General features: G+C 57.1%; 19 protein-coding genes. 10 read left to right on the top strand and 9 right to left on the bottom strand.

Annotation, left to right across the window (positions count from 1 at the left end):
- Nucleotides 1-150 precede the first annotated feature (150 nt).
- From ORY85_RS04630 to ORY85_RS04600, 7 genes are all read left to right on the top strand, one after another.
- The gene (locus ORY85_RS04630) at nt 151-1014 is read left to right on the top strand and encodes a hypothetical protein (RefSeq protein ID WP_274571129.1); all 864 of its coding nucleotides are present in this window, start codon (nt 151-153) and stop codon (nt 1012-1014) included.
- Entirely contained in the window at nt 996-1292 is a 297-nt protein-coding gene (locus ORY85_RS04625) for a hypothetical protein (RefSeq protein WP_274571130.1), read from the top strand. Before ORY85_RS04630 ends, ORY85_RS04625 begins: the two co-directional genes overlap by 19 nt.
- 136 nt (nt 1293-1428) lie before the next feature.
- Complete coding sequence (locus tag ORY85_RS04620) at nt 1429-1563, top strand: hypothetical protein (protein WP_274571131.1); 135 nt, start codon at nt 1429-1431, stop codon at nt 1561-1563.
- Nucleotides 1564-1890: 327 nt separating this feature from the next.
- Nucleotides 1891-2049, top strand: a complete 159-nt coding sequence (locus ORY85_RS04615) for a hypothetical protein (RefSeq protein ID WP_274571132.1) — start codon at nt 1891-1893, stop codon at nt 2047-2049.
- Nucleotides 2050-2142: 93 nt separating this feature from the next.
- Entirely contained in the window at nt 2143-2547 is a 405-nt protein-coding gene (locus ORY85_RS04610; protein ID WP_274571133.1) for a hypothetical protein, read from the top strand.
- 103 nt (nt 2548-2650) lie between these two features.
- Nucleotides 2651-3403 (top strand): GNAT family N-acetyltransferase, encoded by a 753-nt coding sequence (locus ORY85_RS04605; RefSeq protein WP_274571319.1) that lies wholly within the window; start codon nt 2651-2653, stop codon nt 3401-3403.
- Between the two features lie 80 nt (nt 3404-3483).
- Entirely contained in the window at nt 3484-4236 is a 753-nt protein-coding gene (locus tag ORY85_RS04600) for a 1-acyl-sn-glycerol-3-phosphate acyltransferase (RefSeq protein WP_274571134.1), read from the top strand.
- A 124-nt stretch (nt 4237-4360) separates the two neighbouring features.
- Here ORY85_RS04600 and ORY85_RS04595 read toward each other — a convergent pair whose 3' ends face one another.
- Nucleotides 4361-5551, bottom strand: coding sequence for an esterase-like activity of phytase family protein (locus ORY85_RS04595; protein WP_274571135.1), 1191 nt, complete (start codon nt 5549-5551; stop codon nt 4361-4363).
- Between the two features lie 301 nt (nt 5552-5852).
- Between ORY85_RS04595 and ORY85_RS04590 the strand changes: the two genes are divergently transcribed.
- Entirely contained in the window at nt 5853-6719 is an 867-nt protein-coding gene (locus ORY85_RS04590) for an alpha/beta hydrolase fold domain-containing protein (RefSeq protein WP_274571136.1), read from the top strand.
- 246 nt (nt 6720-6965) lie between these two features.
- On the opposite strand, the gene ORY85_RS04585 is transcribed toward ORY85_RS04590, so the two are convergent.
- The 5 genes from ORY85_RS04585 to ppx all read right to left on the bottom strand — a co-directional run bounded on the left by ORY85_RS04585 (nt 6966) and on the right by ppx (nt 11110).
- Nucleotides 6966-7199, bottom strand: a complete 234-nt coding sequence (locus tag ORY85_RS04585) for a hypothetical protein (protein ID WP_274571137.1) — start codon at nt 7197-7199, stop codon at nt 6966-6968.
- A 95-nt stretch (nt 7200-7294) separates the two neighbouring features.
- Entirely contained in the window at nt 7295-8383 is a 1089-nt protein-coding gene (gene ribBA / locus ORY85_RS04580; RefSeq protein WP_274571138.1) for a bifunctional 3,4-dihydroxy-2-butanone-4-phosphate synthase/GTP cyclohydrolase II, read from the bottom strand.
- Nucleotides 8384-8418: 35 nt separating this feature from the next.
- Nucleotides 8419-9039, bottom strand: coding sequence for a riboflavin synthase subunit alpha (locus tag ORY85_RS04575; protein ID WP_274571139.1), 621 nt, complete (start codon nt 9037-9039; stop codon nt 8419-8421).
- A 65-nt stretch (nt 9040-9104) separates the two neighbouring features.
- Complete coding sequence (locus ORY85_RS04570; protein WP_274571140.1) at nt 9105-9590, bottom strand: acyl-CoA thioesterase; 486 nt, start codon at nt 9588-9590, stop codon at nt 9105-9107.
- Nucleotides 9591-9601: 11 nt separating this feature from the next.
- A complete protein-coding gene (gene ppx, locus ORY85_RS04565; RefSeq protein ID WP_274571141.1) occupies nt 9602-11110 on the bottom strand; it encodes an exopolyphosphatase in 1509 nt (502 codons plus the stop codon).
- 212 nt (nt 11111-11322) lie between these two features.
- Here ppx and ORY85_RS04560 point away from each other — a divergent pair, with 212 nt between their 5' ends.
- Entirely contained in the window at nt 11323-12108 is a 786-nt protein-coding gene (locus ORY85_RS04560; protein WP_274571142.1) for an alpha/beta hydrolase, read from the top strand.
- Nucleotides 12109-12154: 46 nt separating this feature from the next.
- Here ORY85_RS04560 and ORY85_RS04555 read toward each other — a convergent pair whose 3' ends face one another.
- From ORY85_RS04555 to gmk, 3 genes are read right to left on the bottom strand one after another with little or no spacing between them, the layout of a single operon-like run.
- Entirely contained in the window at nt 12155-14311 is a 2157-nt protein-coding gene (locus ORY85_RS04555; RefSeq protein WP_274571143.1) for a bifunctional (p)ppGpp synthetase/guanosine-3',5'-bis(diphosphate) 3'-pyrophosphohydrolase, read from the bottom strand.
- A gap of 20 nt (nt 14312-14331) precedes the next feature.
- Nucleotides 14332-14538 carry a DNA-directed RNA polymerase subunit omega gene (gene rpoZ, locus ORY85_RS04550; protein ID WP_274571144.1) on the bottom strand — a complete coding sequence of 69 codons (207 nt, stop codon included), beginning with the start codon at nt 14536-14538 and terminating at the stop codon, nt 14332-14334.
- A gap of 41 nt (nt 14539-14579) precedes the next feature.
- Entirely contained in the window at nt 14580-15188 is a 609-nt protein-coding gene (gmk, locus tag ORY85_RS04545; protein WP_274571145.1) for a guanylate kinase, read from the bottom strand.
- A gap of 153 nt (nt 15189-15341) precedes the next feature.
- Between gmk and ORY85_RS04540 the strand changes: the two genes are divergently transcribed.
- A complete protein-coding gene (locus ORY85_RS04540) occupies nt 15342-15902 on the top strand; it encodes an adenine phosphoribosyltransferase (RefSeq protein WP_274571146.1) in 561 nt (186 codons plus the stop codon).
- Nucleotides 15903-15999: the final 97 nt, after the last annotated feature.

Raw genomic sequence — 15999 nt, 5'->3', positions numbered from 1 at the left:
GTATCGGACAGCCCCGACGGCACCGCACTGCCCAACAGACAGGCGGCCGCAGCGGTGCAGGCGGTACAACGGCTGACCGTGGGCGGCCTGACCGTGGGCGAGGCCTTGGCCGCACAGGCACAGGGCCTGAAAACCCGCCTGAAACATGCCGTGTGCACCGCCGCCGTATTGCCTGCCGATACAGAGCAGATACTTGAAGCCGTTTCCGACACCTTCCGGCGCAAGGCGCACGATCTGGCGGCGTTTTCGCAGACATGGATAGGCAGTCTGGCCAACCAAATCCATTATGCGGCGGGCCAAGCCAATCCGCGGGTCAAAGGCTGGCGGCATATCGCCATACTGGACGGCAAAACCGGCAGCGTCTGCCTCAACCGCCACGGCAAGACCTGGGACAAGCAGGGCAACCCCTTAGGCCATGATTTAAACTTTGCCAAGCCCCCGCTGCACATCAACTGCCGTTCGCGCCTGATATACGTCTTCGACCCCGACAAGCCGTTTGACGGCATGGACGGCGGAGAATGGGTCAAACGGCGCAGCCTGAAGCAATTACAGGAACAGTTCGGCAAAGGCGTGGGGCAGATGCTGTATGACGGCGAAATCAGCCTTTCCGATGCGGTCAAATCGGGCGGGCTGGTGCCGATGACGTTGCAGGAACTACAAGATAAGTATGCTGTCCCGGCAACGGTTCGAGCGATTGAACGTAAACGCTGGACGCCTGAATTTAAGGCCAAAGCCAAGCAGCTCTACTTTGATTTTCAAACTGACGGCATTGAACTGGACGACCATGTCATCAGCCGTATTCTTGAGCGGAGCGTAAAATCAAAGCCGGTATTAACAGCAGATGAGATAAAGCATTTTATATTGAGCAATAAGCCGAACTTTATACAGGATGACGGTAGGTTAATTTGGATTTCTGATAAAATGAATATGACATTGATACAGGCTGAAGACGGCGTATTTGTAACGTTAATGAGAAAGAAAACGGTTAAGGCGGAATGGAAAAAGATAGATTAATACAGATCTTGGCAGTTTTCATCGAAACACAAGGCAAAGATGAAAGCGTAGCCGCCTTGCTGCCTCCCGATACAGAGTTTGAACGCCGTTTCGGCAACCTGAACCATTTCCGAACCGCGTTTGCTTGGTCATTGGAAGATTGGATACTTGAGCAGTTTGCCGGGAATGAGCAATGGGAAGACTTGGCTGAAACGCTGTCTTGGGCTGATGATGACTGGACAGAGGCGCAATGGCAGAAATGTTTTGAAAACTTGAAGCGCAAACGGCTGTTTCTTTGACAGGCCGTCTGAAACAGTCTTGTAGGTCGGATACTTGTATCCGACATTATCCGTCCGCCAATCTCACAGGCTGTCTGAACAGTCGGATTCGAGAATCCGACCTACGCCGACTTTTATCCGCAAAGAAAATGATTTTTTGAAAGCGGTGGTCAAGGCAACCCAAAATAAAGATGAGTTGTATTTGGTGTCGTTGTTTGGCGCAAACGAAAAAGAGATGCAGCGGACGCGAAAATCGGGTGCGGTTTTGTTTGAGAAGGAAGCAGGCGGATAGACTGCAACCCTATCACGCGCACTTATTTGTATGGCTACGGCAGGCAGATTCACCGTGTTTCGCCTACTTCCAATATTGAATTATAGATAATTTTCAGGCCGTCTGAAACAGGGAACTGCGTAAAATGTTTGAGTTGATAGACAAATCTTCAAATGTGCGGCATTTTCTTTATTTTCTGACAGCTGCTGTTTTGGCGGCTGTTTTCATTTGGCGCCTGCCTGAAATTTTGACTGTACTGAAACAGGCCGCCTGAAAAGCGAAACCCTGCAAGGCTGCAACCTTGCAGGGTTTCTGTATTTAACCTTAGTTACGTAAGGAAAATCATAGTTGAAGTATAACCCAAAACATCAAGTAAAGGTAGATGGAAAAATGAATGCAACAGATGCAGGAATTGTCGGCAAGCGGCTTGCCAATGCGGCCGTCATTTTTGCCACATTGACGGGGCTTGCTGCTTTATTGGCTGCTGTGGCGCAGTTTTATAAATAAGCCGTTTGAAATCAGACGGTCTATTTTCTGCCTGCCGTTTGGAAAAGCGGCGGCGTGTTGCGGCGGAAGCCGCTTTTTTTACGGAGTATCGGAATGAAACTGAAATTGGACGAAAACGGTTATGCGGTGCTGCATGACGGCAAGCCCGTGTATGTGCATGAAGACGGCAAGGAAGTGCCGTTTGATGCGGCAGCGGCGATGGAGAAAATCGGCAGCCTGAACGCGGAAGCGAAGCGGCACCGGGAAGCCAAGGATGCGGCGGAAAGCCGTCTGAAAGCGTTCGAGGGGATTGAAGACGCGGCGGCAGCCAAAAAGGCTCTGGCGACTGTGCGCAACTTTGACGATAAAAAGCTGATCGATGCGGGCGAGGCCGAGCGTGTCAAGGCCGGTTCCGGCCAACGTAAAAAAACGTTGAAGAAAAACGGTTGTGCTAAGATGCCGGGGTTTTTTGCGCTGGGAAGGGGCGGCGGGTGTCATCGGTTTGACACATTAAGTTGATATATCGTTAACGCAGTTGTGCTGTTCCGCCGTGTCGGCGGAATGTGTGATGATTTCAGACGGCCTGTTGCCGAAAGGCTGTCTGCCTGATGGGAGCGACATGATGAGCGAACCTGTGCATTTCAATACCGCGCAGCCGCAGATCGGTTTTAAGGTGCGGCTGGCCGAAACGCCCGAGGAGGTGGCTGCCGCGCAGCAGTTGCGCTACCGCGTTTTTGCCCAGGAACTCGGTGCCGATATTCAGGGCAGTGACGGGCGCGATATTGACCGCTACGATGAATATTGCGATCATCTGCTGGCTTTTGACGAGGCCACGGGCAGGGTGGTCGGCTGCTACCGTCTGCTGACGGCGGCAGGGGCGCGGGCGGTCGGTTCGTGGTACAGCGAAAGCGAGTTCGACCTCTCGCCGCTGGCTGCCATTCTGCCCGATACGGTGGAGCTCGGCCGTGCCTGTATCCACCCCGATTACCGCAACGGCGGTCTGATTATGCTGTTGTGGACGGGTTTGATGAAGTTTATGAAACAGAACGGGCTGCGCTTTATGATCGGCTGCGGCAGCATCAGTACTGCCGACGGCGGCCATGAGGCGGCAGGGCTGTATCATGTTTTGAAACAGAAATACCTTGCGCCGCCGCAATGGCATGTCAAACCGCTCAATCCGATGAATTGGAAGTCGCTCGTGCCGGTGGAAAAGCCCGAGTGTCCCGCGCTGATTAAAGGTTATCTCAAAGCGGGAGCGTGGTTTTGCGGCGAGCCTTGTGTGGACGAAGCGTTCAATTGTGCCGATATTCTGATTATGATGGATATTTCCCGCCTGAGCGACCGCTATTTGCAGCGTTTCGCCCCCGATGTCTGACCATCTTTGCCGAATGTTACCGTGAAGGCCGTCTGAAAACGGATTCTGCCGGTTTTCAGACGGCCTGCCTTGTTGAATTTATGACCCGATTACGCCTGTTTTTCCGTCTGTTGCGCATTGCCGCCTGCCTGATTTACGGCACGGCCGAAATGTTTTTCCTGTTTCCGTTCTACACGCCGCCGCGCAAGCTGCGTGCGATTCAAATCTGGTCGCGCCGCGTACTGGCCGCCTGCGGCATCACACTGAATGTCTATGGCCGCGTTCCTGAACTGCGCGGGCAGCTGCTGGTCTGCAACCATATTTCCTGGCTCGACATTATGGCCGTCAATGCCGTACTGCCCAACCGTTTTGTGGCCAAAGACGATGTGGCGCGCTGGCCGCTGATCGGTTATCTGGCGACTCAGGCGCAAACCGTTTATGTCGCCCGCAGCAAAGACAGCGGCAACAGTGCCAAAGTCCGGGCCGTAACCGATGCGCTGGCAGGCGGGGCAACGGTTACCCTGTTTCCCGAGGGGACCAGTTCCGAAGGGCGGACGATTCTGCCGTTTAAAAGCAGTTTTTTTCAGGCGGCACTCGACAGCGGTACGCCTGTGGTGCCTGTCCTCTGCCGTTATCCGAATCCCGACGGCAGTCCCAATCCTGCCGCCGCCTATTGCGGCGATACCAGTCTTTGGCAGTCCATTAAAACCATTTGTAGCCGGCACGGTATGAGGGCCGAGCTACATTTTCTGCCGCCGGTTCCGCCTGCCGGAGGACGCAGGGAATATGCGCAGGCCGCCCGTGCCTTGCTGTTGGCAGAACAGCAGGCTTTGGGCGGCAGTCCGGCAGAATAGGTTTTGCCGGACGGTTGGGATGACTCCTCTGCGGAATGAGGGTCTTGCCTGCGGGCCGTCAAACAGAAAGAAAACAGTCCCGTATATCGGCCGATATACGGGACTGTTGCCTGTTTCAGCGGTTTCAGTACAGCCGTTTGGGCAGTCTCAGGCGGATGATTTCGTTGTCGTCGGCCAATTTGGCATTGCGGCCGTTGGAGAAAGGAAAGTTGTTGTCATTGAGTACGGTAACGGTATCAGAGCTTTCGACAACAATATTTTCGATGGTGAAAAACGGGAAACTGAATGTTTTGCCGGTACCGGTGTCGCCGCTGCGCGGCTTGCCGTAGAGCAGATGCGGATTGCGGATATTCATCAAATCGGCCACGGTTTCGCGTTTGACGGTTTGGCCGCTTTCGCCTAGGGTGATGCGCACCAGTTTCTTGTGTGCATCGGGGCGGTTCTGCCGGTCGTCGCGCTCGATCAGCAGGCCGGTTTGCGCAGTGAGCATTTGGAAGTCGCCGATGGCGGTGGCTTCGGGGTCGAGGTCGAACAGGAAATGGCGGCCGGTATAGGCTTTTTTCTTCAAGTCGAACTGGAAAATCAGCAGCTGCCTTGCCGCAGCACCGGCCAGCGGTTTTTCCAGCATGGGGTAGAGATAGCGGCCGTCGGGCGAAATCGCCATCCCCTCGAAACCGCCGCTTTGCTGTACTTTGGCCGGGCCTGCCGTACCGGCCGTGCGGTTTTGCGGCGAATGCAGCATACGGCCGGGTGCGGCGGGATCAGGCAGGGGGAAAGGGGCGTCGAGCAAAATGCCGTCCGAACTGAAATGGAGCAGGAACGGGCCGAATTCTTCTCCTATCCAGTAGCTGCCGTCGGGCGCACGCTGGACGGATTCGGGGTCGAAATCGGCACCGGTCAGCAGGCGGTCGGGCGTATGCTGATTGACGATGTTAAAGCCGATCAGTTTGCCGGGGTCGCGCAGGGCGGTGAAACCGAGTATGCCGACCGTGCCGCTGCCGCCTGCGGCGGTGCGCCATTCTGGACGGATGCGGTAGAGGCGCAGCAGGAAATCGGCCGAGTTGTCCTGCGCGCCGAAGCCGTTGTCGGCCAAGACGGTGTAGCTGCCGTCTCGGTTTTTCAGTGCGCCGGAAAAGCCCTGTACGGGTTGGGCTTTGAAGGGCGGGTGGATGCCGTTGGCACCTTTGACGGCCGCACCGGAGGCGGGCCCGGCGGCATAGGTTTCGACCGGCAGTTTGGCGAAAGCGGTCAGGGTGGCCTGGGCGGAGGCCAAGGCAGGCAGGACGGCCAAGAAGCCGATCAGTTGTTTGTTCATGGTTTGATGGTATCGGTTGGAAACCTAGAAAGCGTAGCAGGACATGATGACGGTAAAATAACGTTCCGGTGAATATTGGATGACAGGTGGTTGGTTCTGCCGATTGGTGCATGCCGGAAGGCGGTATACCGCTTTCAGGCCCGTATGTATTTTTTCATGGATTGGCAGCGGCAAAAGAGAACAGAATATTCAATCCGGCACGGTTCACATTCTCTGAGACAAATCCGCCGTTTTGCCGCTTGCCCACCCTCTTCTTTAATTATGCTATAATTTATTTAATTTTATAAAACAAGATGTTATTATGTCCTTAATCCAAGACGCTCTACGCAAACTGCTCGCCTTAAAGCCCAACGCCTTTGAATCGGTACAATCCATTCAAGAAGATATCCGCTTTGCCGCGCCCCGTGCTGACATTTCAGACGGCATCAAGAAAAGCTGTGATGTTAGCGTGGAATATTTCCAAGAGCGGCAAGTCATTACCCTCTGCCCAAAAAATAGCCAACCAACGCAGACACTGATTTATATCCACGGCGGTGCTTTTGTTCATGACTTGGTATCAGCACACTGGCATATTATCCACGCCATCATCAAACGCACAGGCTGCCGTGTCGTTGTACCGATTTACCGCCTCGCCCCTTATGCCACGATTGACAGCGAATTGCTGATTTTGCTGGACTTGTACGCACAGCAAACTGACGAGGTCTTTGTCGCTGGCGACTCGGCAGGTGGCAACCTGTCATTGGTGCTTGCCATCGCTTTGCGTAATCAAAACAAGCCTTTGCCCAAAGCGGTTTTCTTATTCTCCCCCGCCCTTAATTGGACGCTCGATAATCCAAATATCTCCGAAGTCGCTCCGCACGACCCGATGCTTGCCAAAGATGGTCTGGCTTGGTGCGGACAAGCTTGGGCAGGCAGCCGAGCGGTTAGCGACCCGTTCGTCAGCCCGATTTTTGACCACTTGAACGATTTGCCGCCTTTGCATATCTATCAAGGCACTTATGATATTTTGTATCCCGATGTGCAAAAACTCGCCGAAAAGCTCTCCATGACCAACACGCCGCACAAGCTGCACATTTTTGAAAAAGCCTTCCATGTCTTTATGGCGGCGACTTTTACGCTAGAGGCAAAAAAAGTCTTTGATGATGTGGCAGCGGTGATGAAACGCTGACCCGGTACACAAGCTGATATGGTACAAGCAAAATACCGTCTGTACCGATAAACAGTAGGGCGGTATTACCTGTTCAAGGCAGTCGGCTGTTTGGCAGAAGTCAAGCCGCAAACAGATTTTATCTTCAGTCAAATACTAAGCAACCGTACAGGACAAGCTGTTCGGAGCCGTCCGGTACGGTGTGCTGTTTTACAGGCCGTCTGAAATACCATTTTGCGGTTTCAGACGGCCAGGTTAGGGGCGGATTTAATCGTCGAAGGTTTTTTTGCCTTGCTCCCTGCGGGTCAGATAGGTGGCGGCCAGCGGGAAGAGGGCGGCCGACAGGCAGGAAACGCCGATGGCCAGCAGGGCGACGGCGGCAATGGGTTCGTCGAGCAGGGCATGTATCTGTTCGCCGAAGCCGAGCAGAGTCATCAGGCCGGGAATCAGCGCGGCCAGACCGCAGATTAAGATAATGATGGAACCTGTGTGCAAACGCATTTTTTGTCTTCCGTATCCGCTTGGCGGGTGTGGGTGGTGATGGAGCCGTCCGCGAGTTGTCAGGGTGGCGACGGTATGGCCGGTTCGGGCAGTACTCAGGCGGGAGCTTCGTCGAAGCCCGCCACTTCCAGGCCGAAGCCGGTCAGTCCGTTCATGGCCGAGGGTTTGCCCATCACGCGCATTTTCTGCACGCCCAGTCCGGCCAGAATCTGCGCGCCGATGCCGTAGGTTTTGCGGTCCCATTTTTTCACTTGGAAACTGTTTTTCGGCAGGGTGCGTTCGAGCAGCGCACTGCCGTCTTCGGTGCGGTGCAGCAGAATCAGCACGCCGCTGTCGGCCTGTTGGATATGGGCAAGGGCGGCGGGCAGCGGCCATGAGTGGTTGGGGTCGGCCTGAATAAAGTCCATGACGGAAAACGGTTCGTGTACGCGCACCAAGGTTTCTTTATCGGGCGAAATGGTGCCTTTGACCAGGGCCAGGTGGGTTTCGCCGGTCAGTTTGTCTACATAAACGTGTTGGCGGAATCCGCCCCACGGCGTTTGGACGGCGGTGTCGCCCATTTCTTCGAGCAGGCTTTCGGTGCGGCTGCGGTATTCGATTAAGTCGGCGATGGTACCGATTTTCAGGCCGTGTTCTTCGGCAAATTTCATCAATTCGGGCATACGCGCCATCGTGCCGTCGTCGTTGAGGATTTCGCAGATGACGCCCGCGCCCGACAAACCGGCCATCTGCGCCAAATCAACGGCGGCTTCGGTGTGCCCTGCGCGCACGAGTACGCCGCCTTTTTGTGCGCGTAAGGGGAAGATATGGCCGGGCTGGACGATGTCTTCGGGTTTCACGGCGGGCGAGACGGCCGTCTGAATGGTCAGCGCGCGGTCGGCGGCGGAAATGCCGGTGGAAATACCGTGTGCCGCTTCGATGGAAACGGTGAAGTTGGTGCCGTATTGCGCGCCGTTTTTCTGCGTCATCTGCGGCAGTTGCAGCCGGTCCACCAATTCGTCGTTCATCGGCAGGCAAACCAGGCCGCGGGCGTGTTTGATCATAAAGTTGATGGCCTGCGGGGTAACGAATTGGGCGGCCATCACCAAGTCGCCTTCGTTTTCGCGGTCTTCGGCATCGGTGATGATGACCATTTTGCCGGCTTTGATGTCGGCGATGATGTCGGTAATGGGGGCGATGGGCATGGTGGGTTCCTTGTTGGTGTTTCAGGCCGTCTGAATCAGGTGTTGCGGCCGTTTGATTGTGCCAGTATGCGGGTAACGGTATCGACAACGGCTTGGGTTTGCGCGTCGATTTCGACGTTGATGAGGTCGCCTGGCCGGCGGCGGCCGAAGAGGGTGGCGGACAGGGTTTCGGGAATGAGGTGGACACAGAATGCGTTTGCTTCCACTTCGCCTACGGTCAGGCTGCATCCGTCCAGACCGATAAAGCCTTTGGTGAGGATATAGGGCGACAGCCCGGGCGGCAGGGCAAACCAGACGGTGCGGTTGCGGCCGGACTGTTCGATGCGGGTGATGGCGGTGGTGGCGATGATGTGGCCGCTCATGACGTGGCCGCCGATTTCGTCGCCGAAGCGGGCGGCGCGTTCCAGATTGACGGCATCGCCGGTTTTCAGACGGCCTAAGTTGGTTTTTTCCAGCGTTTCGCGCATCAGGTCGAATGTGGCTTCGCAGCCCCGGACGGCGGTAACGGTCAGACAGCAGCCGTTGTGGGCGACCGATGCGCCGGTTTGCAGGTTGCCCGCCATATGGGCGGGCAGGCGCACGGTGTGGGTGCGGAAATTCGTTTCTTCGGTAACGGCGGTGATTTCGCCCGTGCCCTGTACGATGCCGGTAAACATGGCGGATTCCTAAAAATAACGGTGCGGCAGGCCGTCTGAACAGAGGCGCGGTGCGGCACAAGGGTTCAACATTCGGTGCAGCCGGCCTGCTGCCGGTTTAAGCGTTGGGCTTTGCGCTGCTCGGCCGCCTGCCGGCGGCAGCGTTGCAGTTCGTTGCCGGCGGGCAGCGGCGGCACGGGTGCGGGACGGCCGTTTTCCACGGCCACCATGGTGAAATAGCAGGAATTGGTGTGGCGCACGGTGCGCTCGCGGATATTGTGCGCTTCCACGCGGATGCCGATTTCCATCGAAGTACGGCCGACCAGATTGACGCTGGCCAGAAAAGTAACCAGCTCGCCGACATAAATCGGTTCTTTGAACGTTACCTGATCGACCGACAGGGTAACGCAGTAATGGCCGCTGTAACGGCTGGCGCAGGCATAGGCGACTTGGTCTAGCAGTTTGAGCAAGTCGCCGCCGTGTACATTGCCGTTGAAGTTGGCCATGTCGGGGGTCATTAAAACCGTCATTTGCAGCTCGTGCTGCGGCAGTTGGTCGGTGCGTGTGTTCATGGGGCGGCAGGTTATTGGGCGGAGATGACGAAACGAGTGCCGATTTTGTCCCACAGACCGATTTCCTGTGCCAAAGCACCGGCAGTCAGGGGGTTTTCTTCCAGCCAGCGGCCGCTGATTTGCAGTACCAGATTGGCATCTTTCGCCTCATAGTGCAGGCGGGTATCGGCGGGCAGAGATAGCGGCAGGCGCGCACGGCAGAACAAAACGGCCAGCCGCAGGGAGAACAGTGCCAGCCACATCAGGCGGTTGCCGCCGACCGGCTCCAACAGCTTGCGCACGTCGCCGCGCTGGCCGAGCGTCAGTATGGAGAGCAGCTGCTGGTCTTTGCGCGAAAAACCGGGCATATCGGCCTGTTCCAGGATGTAGGCGGTGTGTTTGTGGTAGGCGGTATAGGCGATGTCGGTGCCGATTTCGTGCAGTGCCGCCGCCCAGCGGATATAGTGGTGCCAGTATTGGCGGGTCGGGGCATCTGCGTTCCGGCTGAGGCTGTCGAAAAACAGCCGCGCGGTTTCGCCCACCCGCTGTGCCTGACTGAGCGAGACATGGTAGCGTTTTTGAAACTGCGCCACGGTCTGCTCGCGCAGGTCTTCATTGAGCTGGCGGCCGATTAAGTCGTAAAACACACCGTCGCGCAGGGCGGCATCGGTGATAATCATCGATTCGACTTCCAGTTCTTCAAAAACGGCCATCATCACCGCCAGTCCGCCGGCAAAGACTTCGGTGCGCTCGGCTTTCAGCCCTTCGAGGCGGGCTTTTTTGGTGCTGCCTGCCGCAGCGATGCGTCCGGCCAGCTTTTTCATGCCGGCGTAGGTGATGGATTCTTCCAGATTGCCCGCTTCGGCCGCCAGTACATCGCGTATGGCTTTGGCCGACCCCGAGGTGCCGACGGCAAATTCCCAGCCCGTGCGTTTGTACATTTTGCTGATGCGCTGGATTTCGGCGCGCGCGGCGGTAATGGCCGTCTGAAAATCCTGAGTCTGGATTTTATTGTGGCGGAAAAAGGCCAGGCTGTACGTTACGCAGCCTAAGGGCAGGCTTTCGGTATGCAGCGGCTGCAACTGGGAACCGATGATAAATTCGGTGGAGCCGCCGCCGATATCGACGACCAGCATATTGCGCCCGTTGGGCGGCAGTGTGTGTACCACGCCGGTGTAAATCAGCCGCGCCTCTTCGCGTCCGGCCACAATTTCAATCGGGAAACCCAGTGCCGCTTCGGCTTTGGGCAGAAAGCTGCCGATGTTTTGGGCGACGCGGAAAGTGTTAGTGGCGACGGCGCGTACTTGGTCGGGAGAAAAGCCGCGCAGGCGTTCGCCAAATTGCGACAGGCAGGCCAATGCGCGCTGCTGGGAGGCTTCGTCGAGATTTTTCTGCTCGTCCAGTCCGGCAGCCAGGCGTACCATTTCTTTAATGGAATCGACCACTTGCGGCTGGCCGTTGAGGTTCTGGCAGATTTGCAGGCGGAAGCTGTTGGAGCCGAGATCGACAGAGGCCAGCATCGGCAGGGCGGATTGGTTCATAAAAGGTACGGGACACAGGTTTGCATGAAGGCGACATTGTAAACAGGCCGTCTGAAAGCTGCAATGTCGCGGCTGCAATTTGCGCTGCCGTTTTTAGCTTTCAGGTTCTGTTTTGCGCTTGGCAGGCGGACGGTGTACGGGTAAGCTGGCAGGCCTGTGCGGCAGGTACCGTTTTCAGACGGCCTCACCGGCCGGGGACAACAGGAGGGAAGATGGTTTACCGTTACGATATTCGGGAATCGTTTGCCGGTGCGGCGGGCGGGCGGATTTATCTGAAAGCCTATCTGCCGCGCAGTACGGCAGCCGTGCCGGCTTTGGTGTTCGGCCACGAATTCGGCGCTTCGCACCGGACGGGGATTGCCTATGCGGAAAATCTGGCGGCGCGCGGGTTTGCGGTGGTGTTGTGCGATTTTCGCGGCGGCGGTTTGAAAAGCCGCAGCGAGGGGGAGATTGCCGATATGTCGCTGCTGACCGAGCGGGACGATTTATTGACCGTGTTGGAGGAGGTCCGCCGCTGGCCGGGGATTGATGCGGAGAAAACCGGTCTGATCGGCGCGAGTATGGGGGCATTGGCGGCGGGTTTGGCGGCAGTGGAACCCGGTGCGGCGGTGGCGGCGCTGGTGCTGTTTTATCCGGCCATGATTCTGCCGGAAGATGCGGGGCGGCTGTTTGCATCGCCCGGTGAAGTGCCGGAGCGGTATGATTACCGGGGCTGGCTGGAAGTGGGGCGGCGTTTTTTTACCGATATTATCGGTCTGCCCGTTTTGGAGAAAATGGCCGGATACCGTCAGCCGGCGCTGCTGCTGCACGGCACGGCCGATGAATTGGTGGCTGTGGGCTATTCCGATCGGGTGGCGGCCGCTTATGCCGATATGCGGCTGGTGAAAATTGCGGGTGCGCCGCACAGTTTCCGCAACGAGCCGCATCTGTCGGCCGCGATGGGCGAGGTGGCGGACTATTTGGCGGCACGCGGGCTGATACCGCCGCCGGCTGTTTGAAGGGCAGGGATGTTTTCAGGCCGTTTTCAGACGGCCTGTGTGCCGTTTAGAGGCGGGTTACGCGGCGCACGTTCGGCACGTGGTACAGAGCGTGGATGATGCGTTGGAGCTGGCTCAGGTTTTTGGTTTTGATGCGGAATTTGAATTCGATAAAGCCGTCGTTGCCCGACTGGTTTTGCGACGGGGTTTCCACTGCTTCGATGTCCGCACCTTCGCCGGACATGGCCTGTGCCATGGCGGCCAGCAGGCCGTGTGCGTCTTGCGAAGCGACCAGAAGGCCGGTACGGTATGTGTTGCCGCCGATGGCGTCCCAATCGGCATCGAGCTGCTGGTCGTCGTCGGCTTTGAGCAGGTTGGCGCAGGTGTCGCGGTGGATAATCATGCCTTGGTCTTTAATCAGCACCGCGCGTATGCTGTCGCCGGGAATCGGGTTGCAGCATTGACCCAGATGTACGCGGCCGGTTTCGTTGCCGCTGATTTTGACCGGGCTGAGTTTGACTTCGCCGCCCAAATGTTCGCCCGCCAGTGCGGCCAGCTGCATGGCCACCGATACGGGCAGGGTATGCCCCATGCCCACACTGTACAGCACCTCTTCAAAGTCGGTCTGTTTATGGTTCAAATCAGCCAGATAGGCATCTTTCAATTCTTCCGACAGCAGCACATTGGGCGGCAGCAGGCCGGAGAGGGCTTTTTGCAGCAGGTTTTCGCCCAGCTCGATGGCATCTTGGCGGTTCATGTTCTTGATGTAGCTGCGGATGGCGCTGCGCGCACGGCTGGAAACGGCAAAGCTGAGCCAGGCAGCGTTGGGGCGGGCGCGTTCCGAGGTGATGATTTCGACCGTGTCGCCCGTTTTCAGGCGGGTACGCAGCGGCATCATGGTGTTGTTCACTTTGGCGGCCACGGTACGGTTGCCGATGTCGGTGTGCACGGTATAGGCAAAATCGATCGGTGTGGCGTTTTTCGGCAGCACCATGATTTTGCCTTTGGGGGTGAACACATAAATTTCGCTGGGGAAGAGATCGACTTTGATGTGTTCGAGAAATTCGACCGCGTTGGTGCTGCGTGCCTGCAAATCGAGAATGTTTTGCAGCCATTGGTTAGTATTGAGTGTGGCTTGGTCGAGTTTGTCGTCGCCCGACTTGTAGGCCCAGTGGCTGGCGACGCCGCCTTCGGCCACATGATCCATTTCGCGGGTGCGGATCTGCACTTCGATCGGCAGGCCGTAAGGGCCGGTCAGTGTGGTGTGCAGGCTTTGGTAGCCGTTGGATTTGGGAATGGCGATGTAGTCTTTGAATTTGCCGGGTTTGGGCTGGTAGAGCATGTGCAGCGCGCCGAGCGCGGCATAACAGGCCGGAATGTTGTTGACGATGACGCGGAAGCCGTAAATGTCCATCACATCGGCAAAGTGCAGTTTTTTGGCCTGCATCTTCTGGTAGATGCTGTAAAGGTTTTTTTCGCGGCCTTTGATGACGGCTTCGATGTTGGCGCTGACCAGACGGTGGCTGAACGCGCTGAGCACCTTGCCGACGACATCGCGCCGGTTGCGGCGGAAAGCCTGCATGGCTTTGTGCAGCGTGCGGTGGCGGTTGGGGTGGATATTCTGGAAAGCGAGGTCCTGCAATTCGCGGAAAACGTGGTTCAGGCCGATGCGGTTGGCAATCGGTGCGTAGATTTCCAGCGTTTCCTGCGAGATGCGGCGGCGTTTTTCGGCGCGCATGGCATCGAGGGTGCGCATATTGTGCAGGCGGTCCGACAGTTTGACGATAATGACGCGTACGTCTTTGGTCATCGCCAGAATCAGTTTGCGGAAACTTTCGGCCTGATGTTCTGCCGCGCTGCCGTATTCGAGTTTTTCCAGTTTGGAGAGGCCGTCCACCATGTCGGCGATGGTGTCGCCGAATTCGGCGGCCAGTTCGGTTTTGGTGGTGCCGGTGTCTTCCAGTACGTCATGCATCAAACCTGCGCTCAGGGTTTGAATGTCCATGCGCCATTTGGCCAGTTCGGCGGTTACCGCTATCGGGTGGGTGATGTAGGGTTCGCCGCTTTTGCGTGTTTGGCCGTCATGGGCGTGAAAAGCATAGGCGCACGCTTTTTCCAACCGCGTTTTGTCTTCCGCACTCAGGTAGGCGGCGGTGCGGAAGAGCAGGGCGCGGGCTTCTGCCGTGAGCGGGTCGTACGGTGCGGTAGCGTGCGGGGCGGACATTTTCAGACGGCCTTTTCGGGTTATTTGCTGCGGTTGAGCAGGTCGGCCGTGATTTCGCCGGCGGCGATTTCGCGCAGGGCGGTAACGGTGGGCTTGTCGTTGCGGATGTCGTCCACCAGGGGCTGGGTGCCGTTTTCGAGCTGGCGCGCGCGGCGGGCGGCGGTCAGGGTCAGGTCGAAGTGGTTGGGGATTTTGCTGATGCAGTCTTCAACGGTGATGCGTGCCATGGGGGTTCCTTTTCAGTCAAGATAAACGGGAAAGTCAAGCGTTATGTGTTTTGCAGCAGGCTGTCGAGAAAGGCCGTCTGATTGCGGCGGGCAAGTCTGCGGCTGCGGATAATGTGGCAGAGGTCGGCCTGTGCGCGTGCCAAGTCGTCGTTGATGACAATGTAGTCGAAATGGCGCGCCTGATCCATTTCGTGCCGGGCGAGTTTCAGGCGGTTTTCGATGACTTCTGCACTGTCGGTGCCGCGCCCGCGCAGGCGTTGTGCCAGTGTATCCATGTCGGGCGGCAGAATGAAGATGCTGGCGGCCTCGGGCAGGATGCGGCGCACCTGTTCGGCACCCTGTACGTCGATTTCGAGAATAACGTCATATCCCTGCCGCTGCAACTGTTCGACGTTTGCGGTACCTGTGCCGTAGTAGTTGCCGAAGACTTCGGCGTATTCGAGAAAGGCGTTTTCGGCAATCAGGCGTTTGAAGTTTTCGGTGTCGGTAAAGAAATAGTGTTTGCCGTGTTCTTCGCCGCTGCGCGGGGCGCGGGTGGTGTGCGATACGGAGACGCGGATTTCGGGGTGTGCCGCCAGCAGTCGGGAAACGAGCGTGGTTTTGCCGGTGCCGGAGGCGGCCGAGATGATGAAGAGGTTTCCGGGCTGCATGGTGGGCGGTGTGGTGTTGTCGGTTCAAAGTGCCGATTATAACGCAGCGCGCGCGCCGCCGACAATTACGGTGTAAATTTTGTTACAATCGGCACCGACGGTTTTGACTGTATGTTCAGACGGCCTTGCTGCCGTTTACGGAAGGAAAAAAGTATGTTGATTCATCCCGAAGCGATGGGTGTGGCGAATTTGGCGGAGAAGGTGCGCAAGATTCCGCATTGGCCGAAAGAGGGTATTCTGTTTCACGATATTACGCCGGTGCTGCAAAGTCCGCAGTATTTCCGCCTGCTGGTGGATCTGCTGGTGTACCGCTATATGAACCGAAAAATCGATGTGGTGGCGGGCTTGGACGCACGCGGGTTTATTATCGGTGCGGCACTGGCTTATCAGCTGAATGTGGGTTTTGTGCCGATTCGGAAAAAGGGCAAGCTGCCGTTCGATACGCTGTCGCAGAGTTATGCTTTGGAATACGGCGAGGCGACGGTGGAAATCCATACCGATGCGGTGCACGAGGGGGCGAAAGTGGTGCTGGTGGACGATTTGGTCGCCACGGGCGGTACGATGCTGGCCGGTGTCGAGTTGTTGCGCAAACTGGGCGGCGAGATTGTCGAAGCCTGTGCGTTTCTCGAATTTACCGACCTGCCGGGCGGGCAGCGTATCCGTGAAGCGGGCGTACCGCTGTTCAGTCTGTATCAGAATGCCGGCTCGGTCTGACACCGTACCGGCATGAGGGGCAGCCTGTACGGTGATTCATTAAAATGGATGAAGCCCGTAATAATAAGGCCGTCTGAAAAGCCGATTTTCAGACGGC

Source organism: Neisseria leonii, assembly GCF_028776105.2.
Classification (GTDB): Bacteria; Pseudomonadota; Gammaproteobacteria; order Burkholderiales; family Neisseriaceae; genus Neisseria; species Neisseria leonii.
This window is presented reverse-complemented; position numbering and strand designations above follow the sequence as displayed.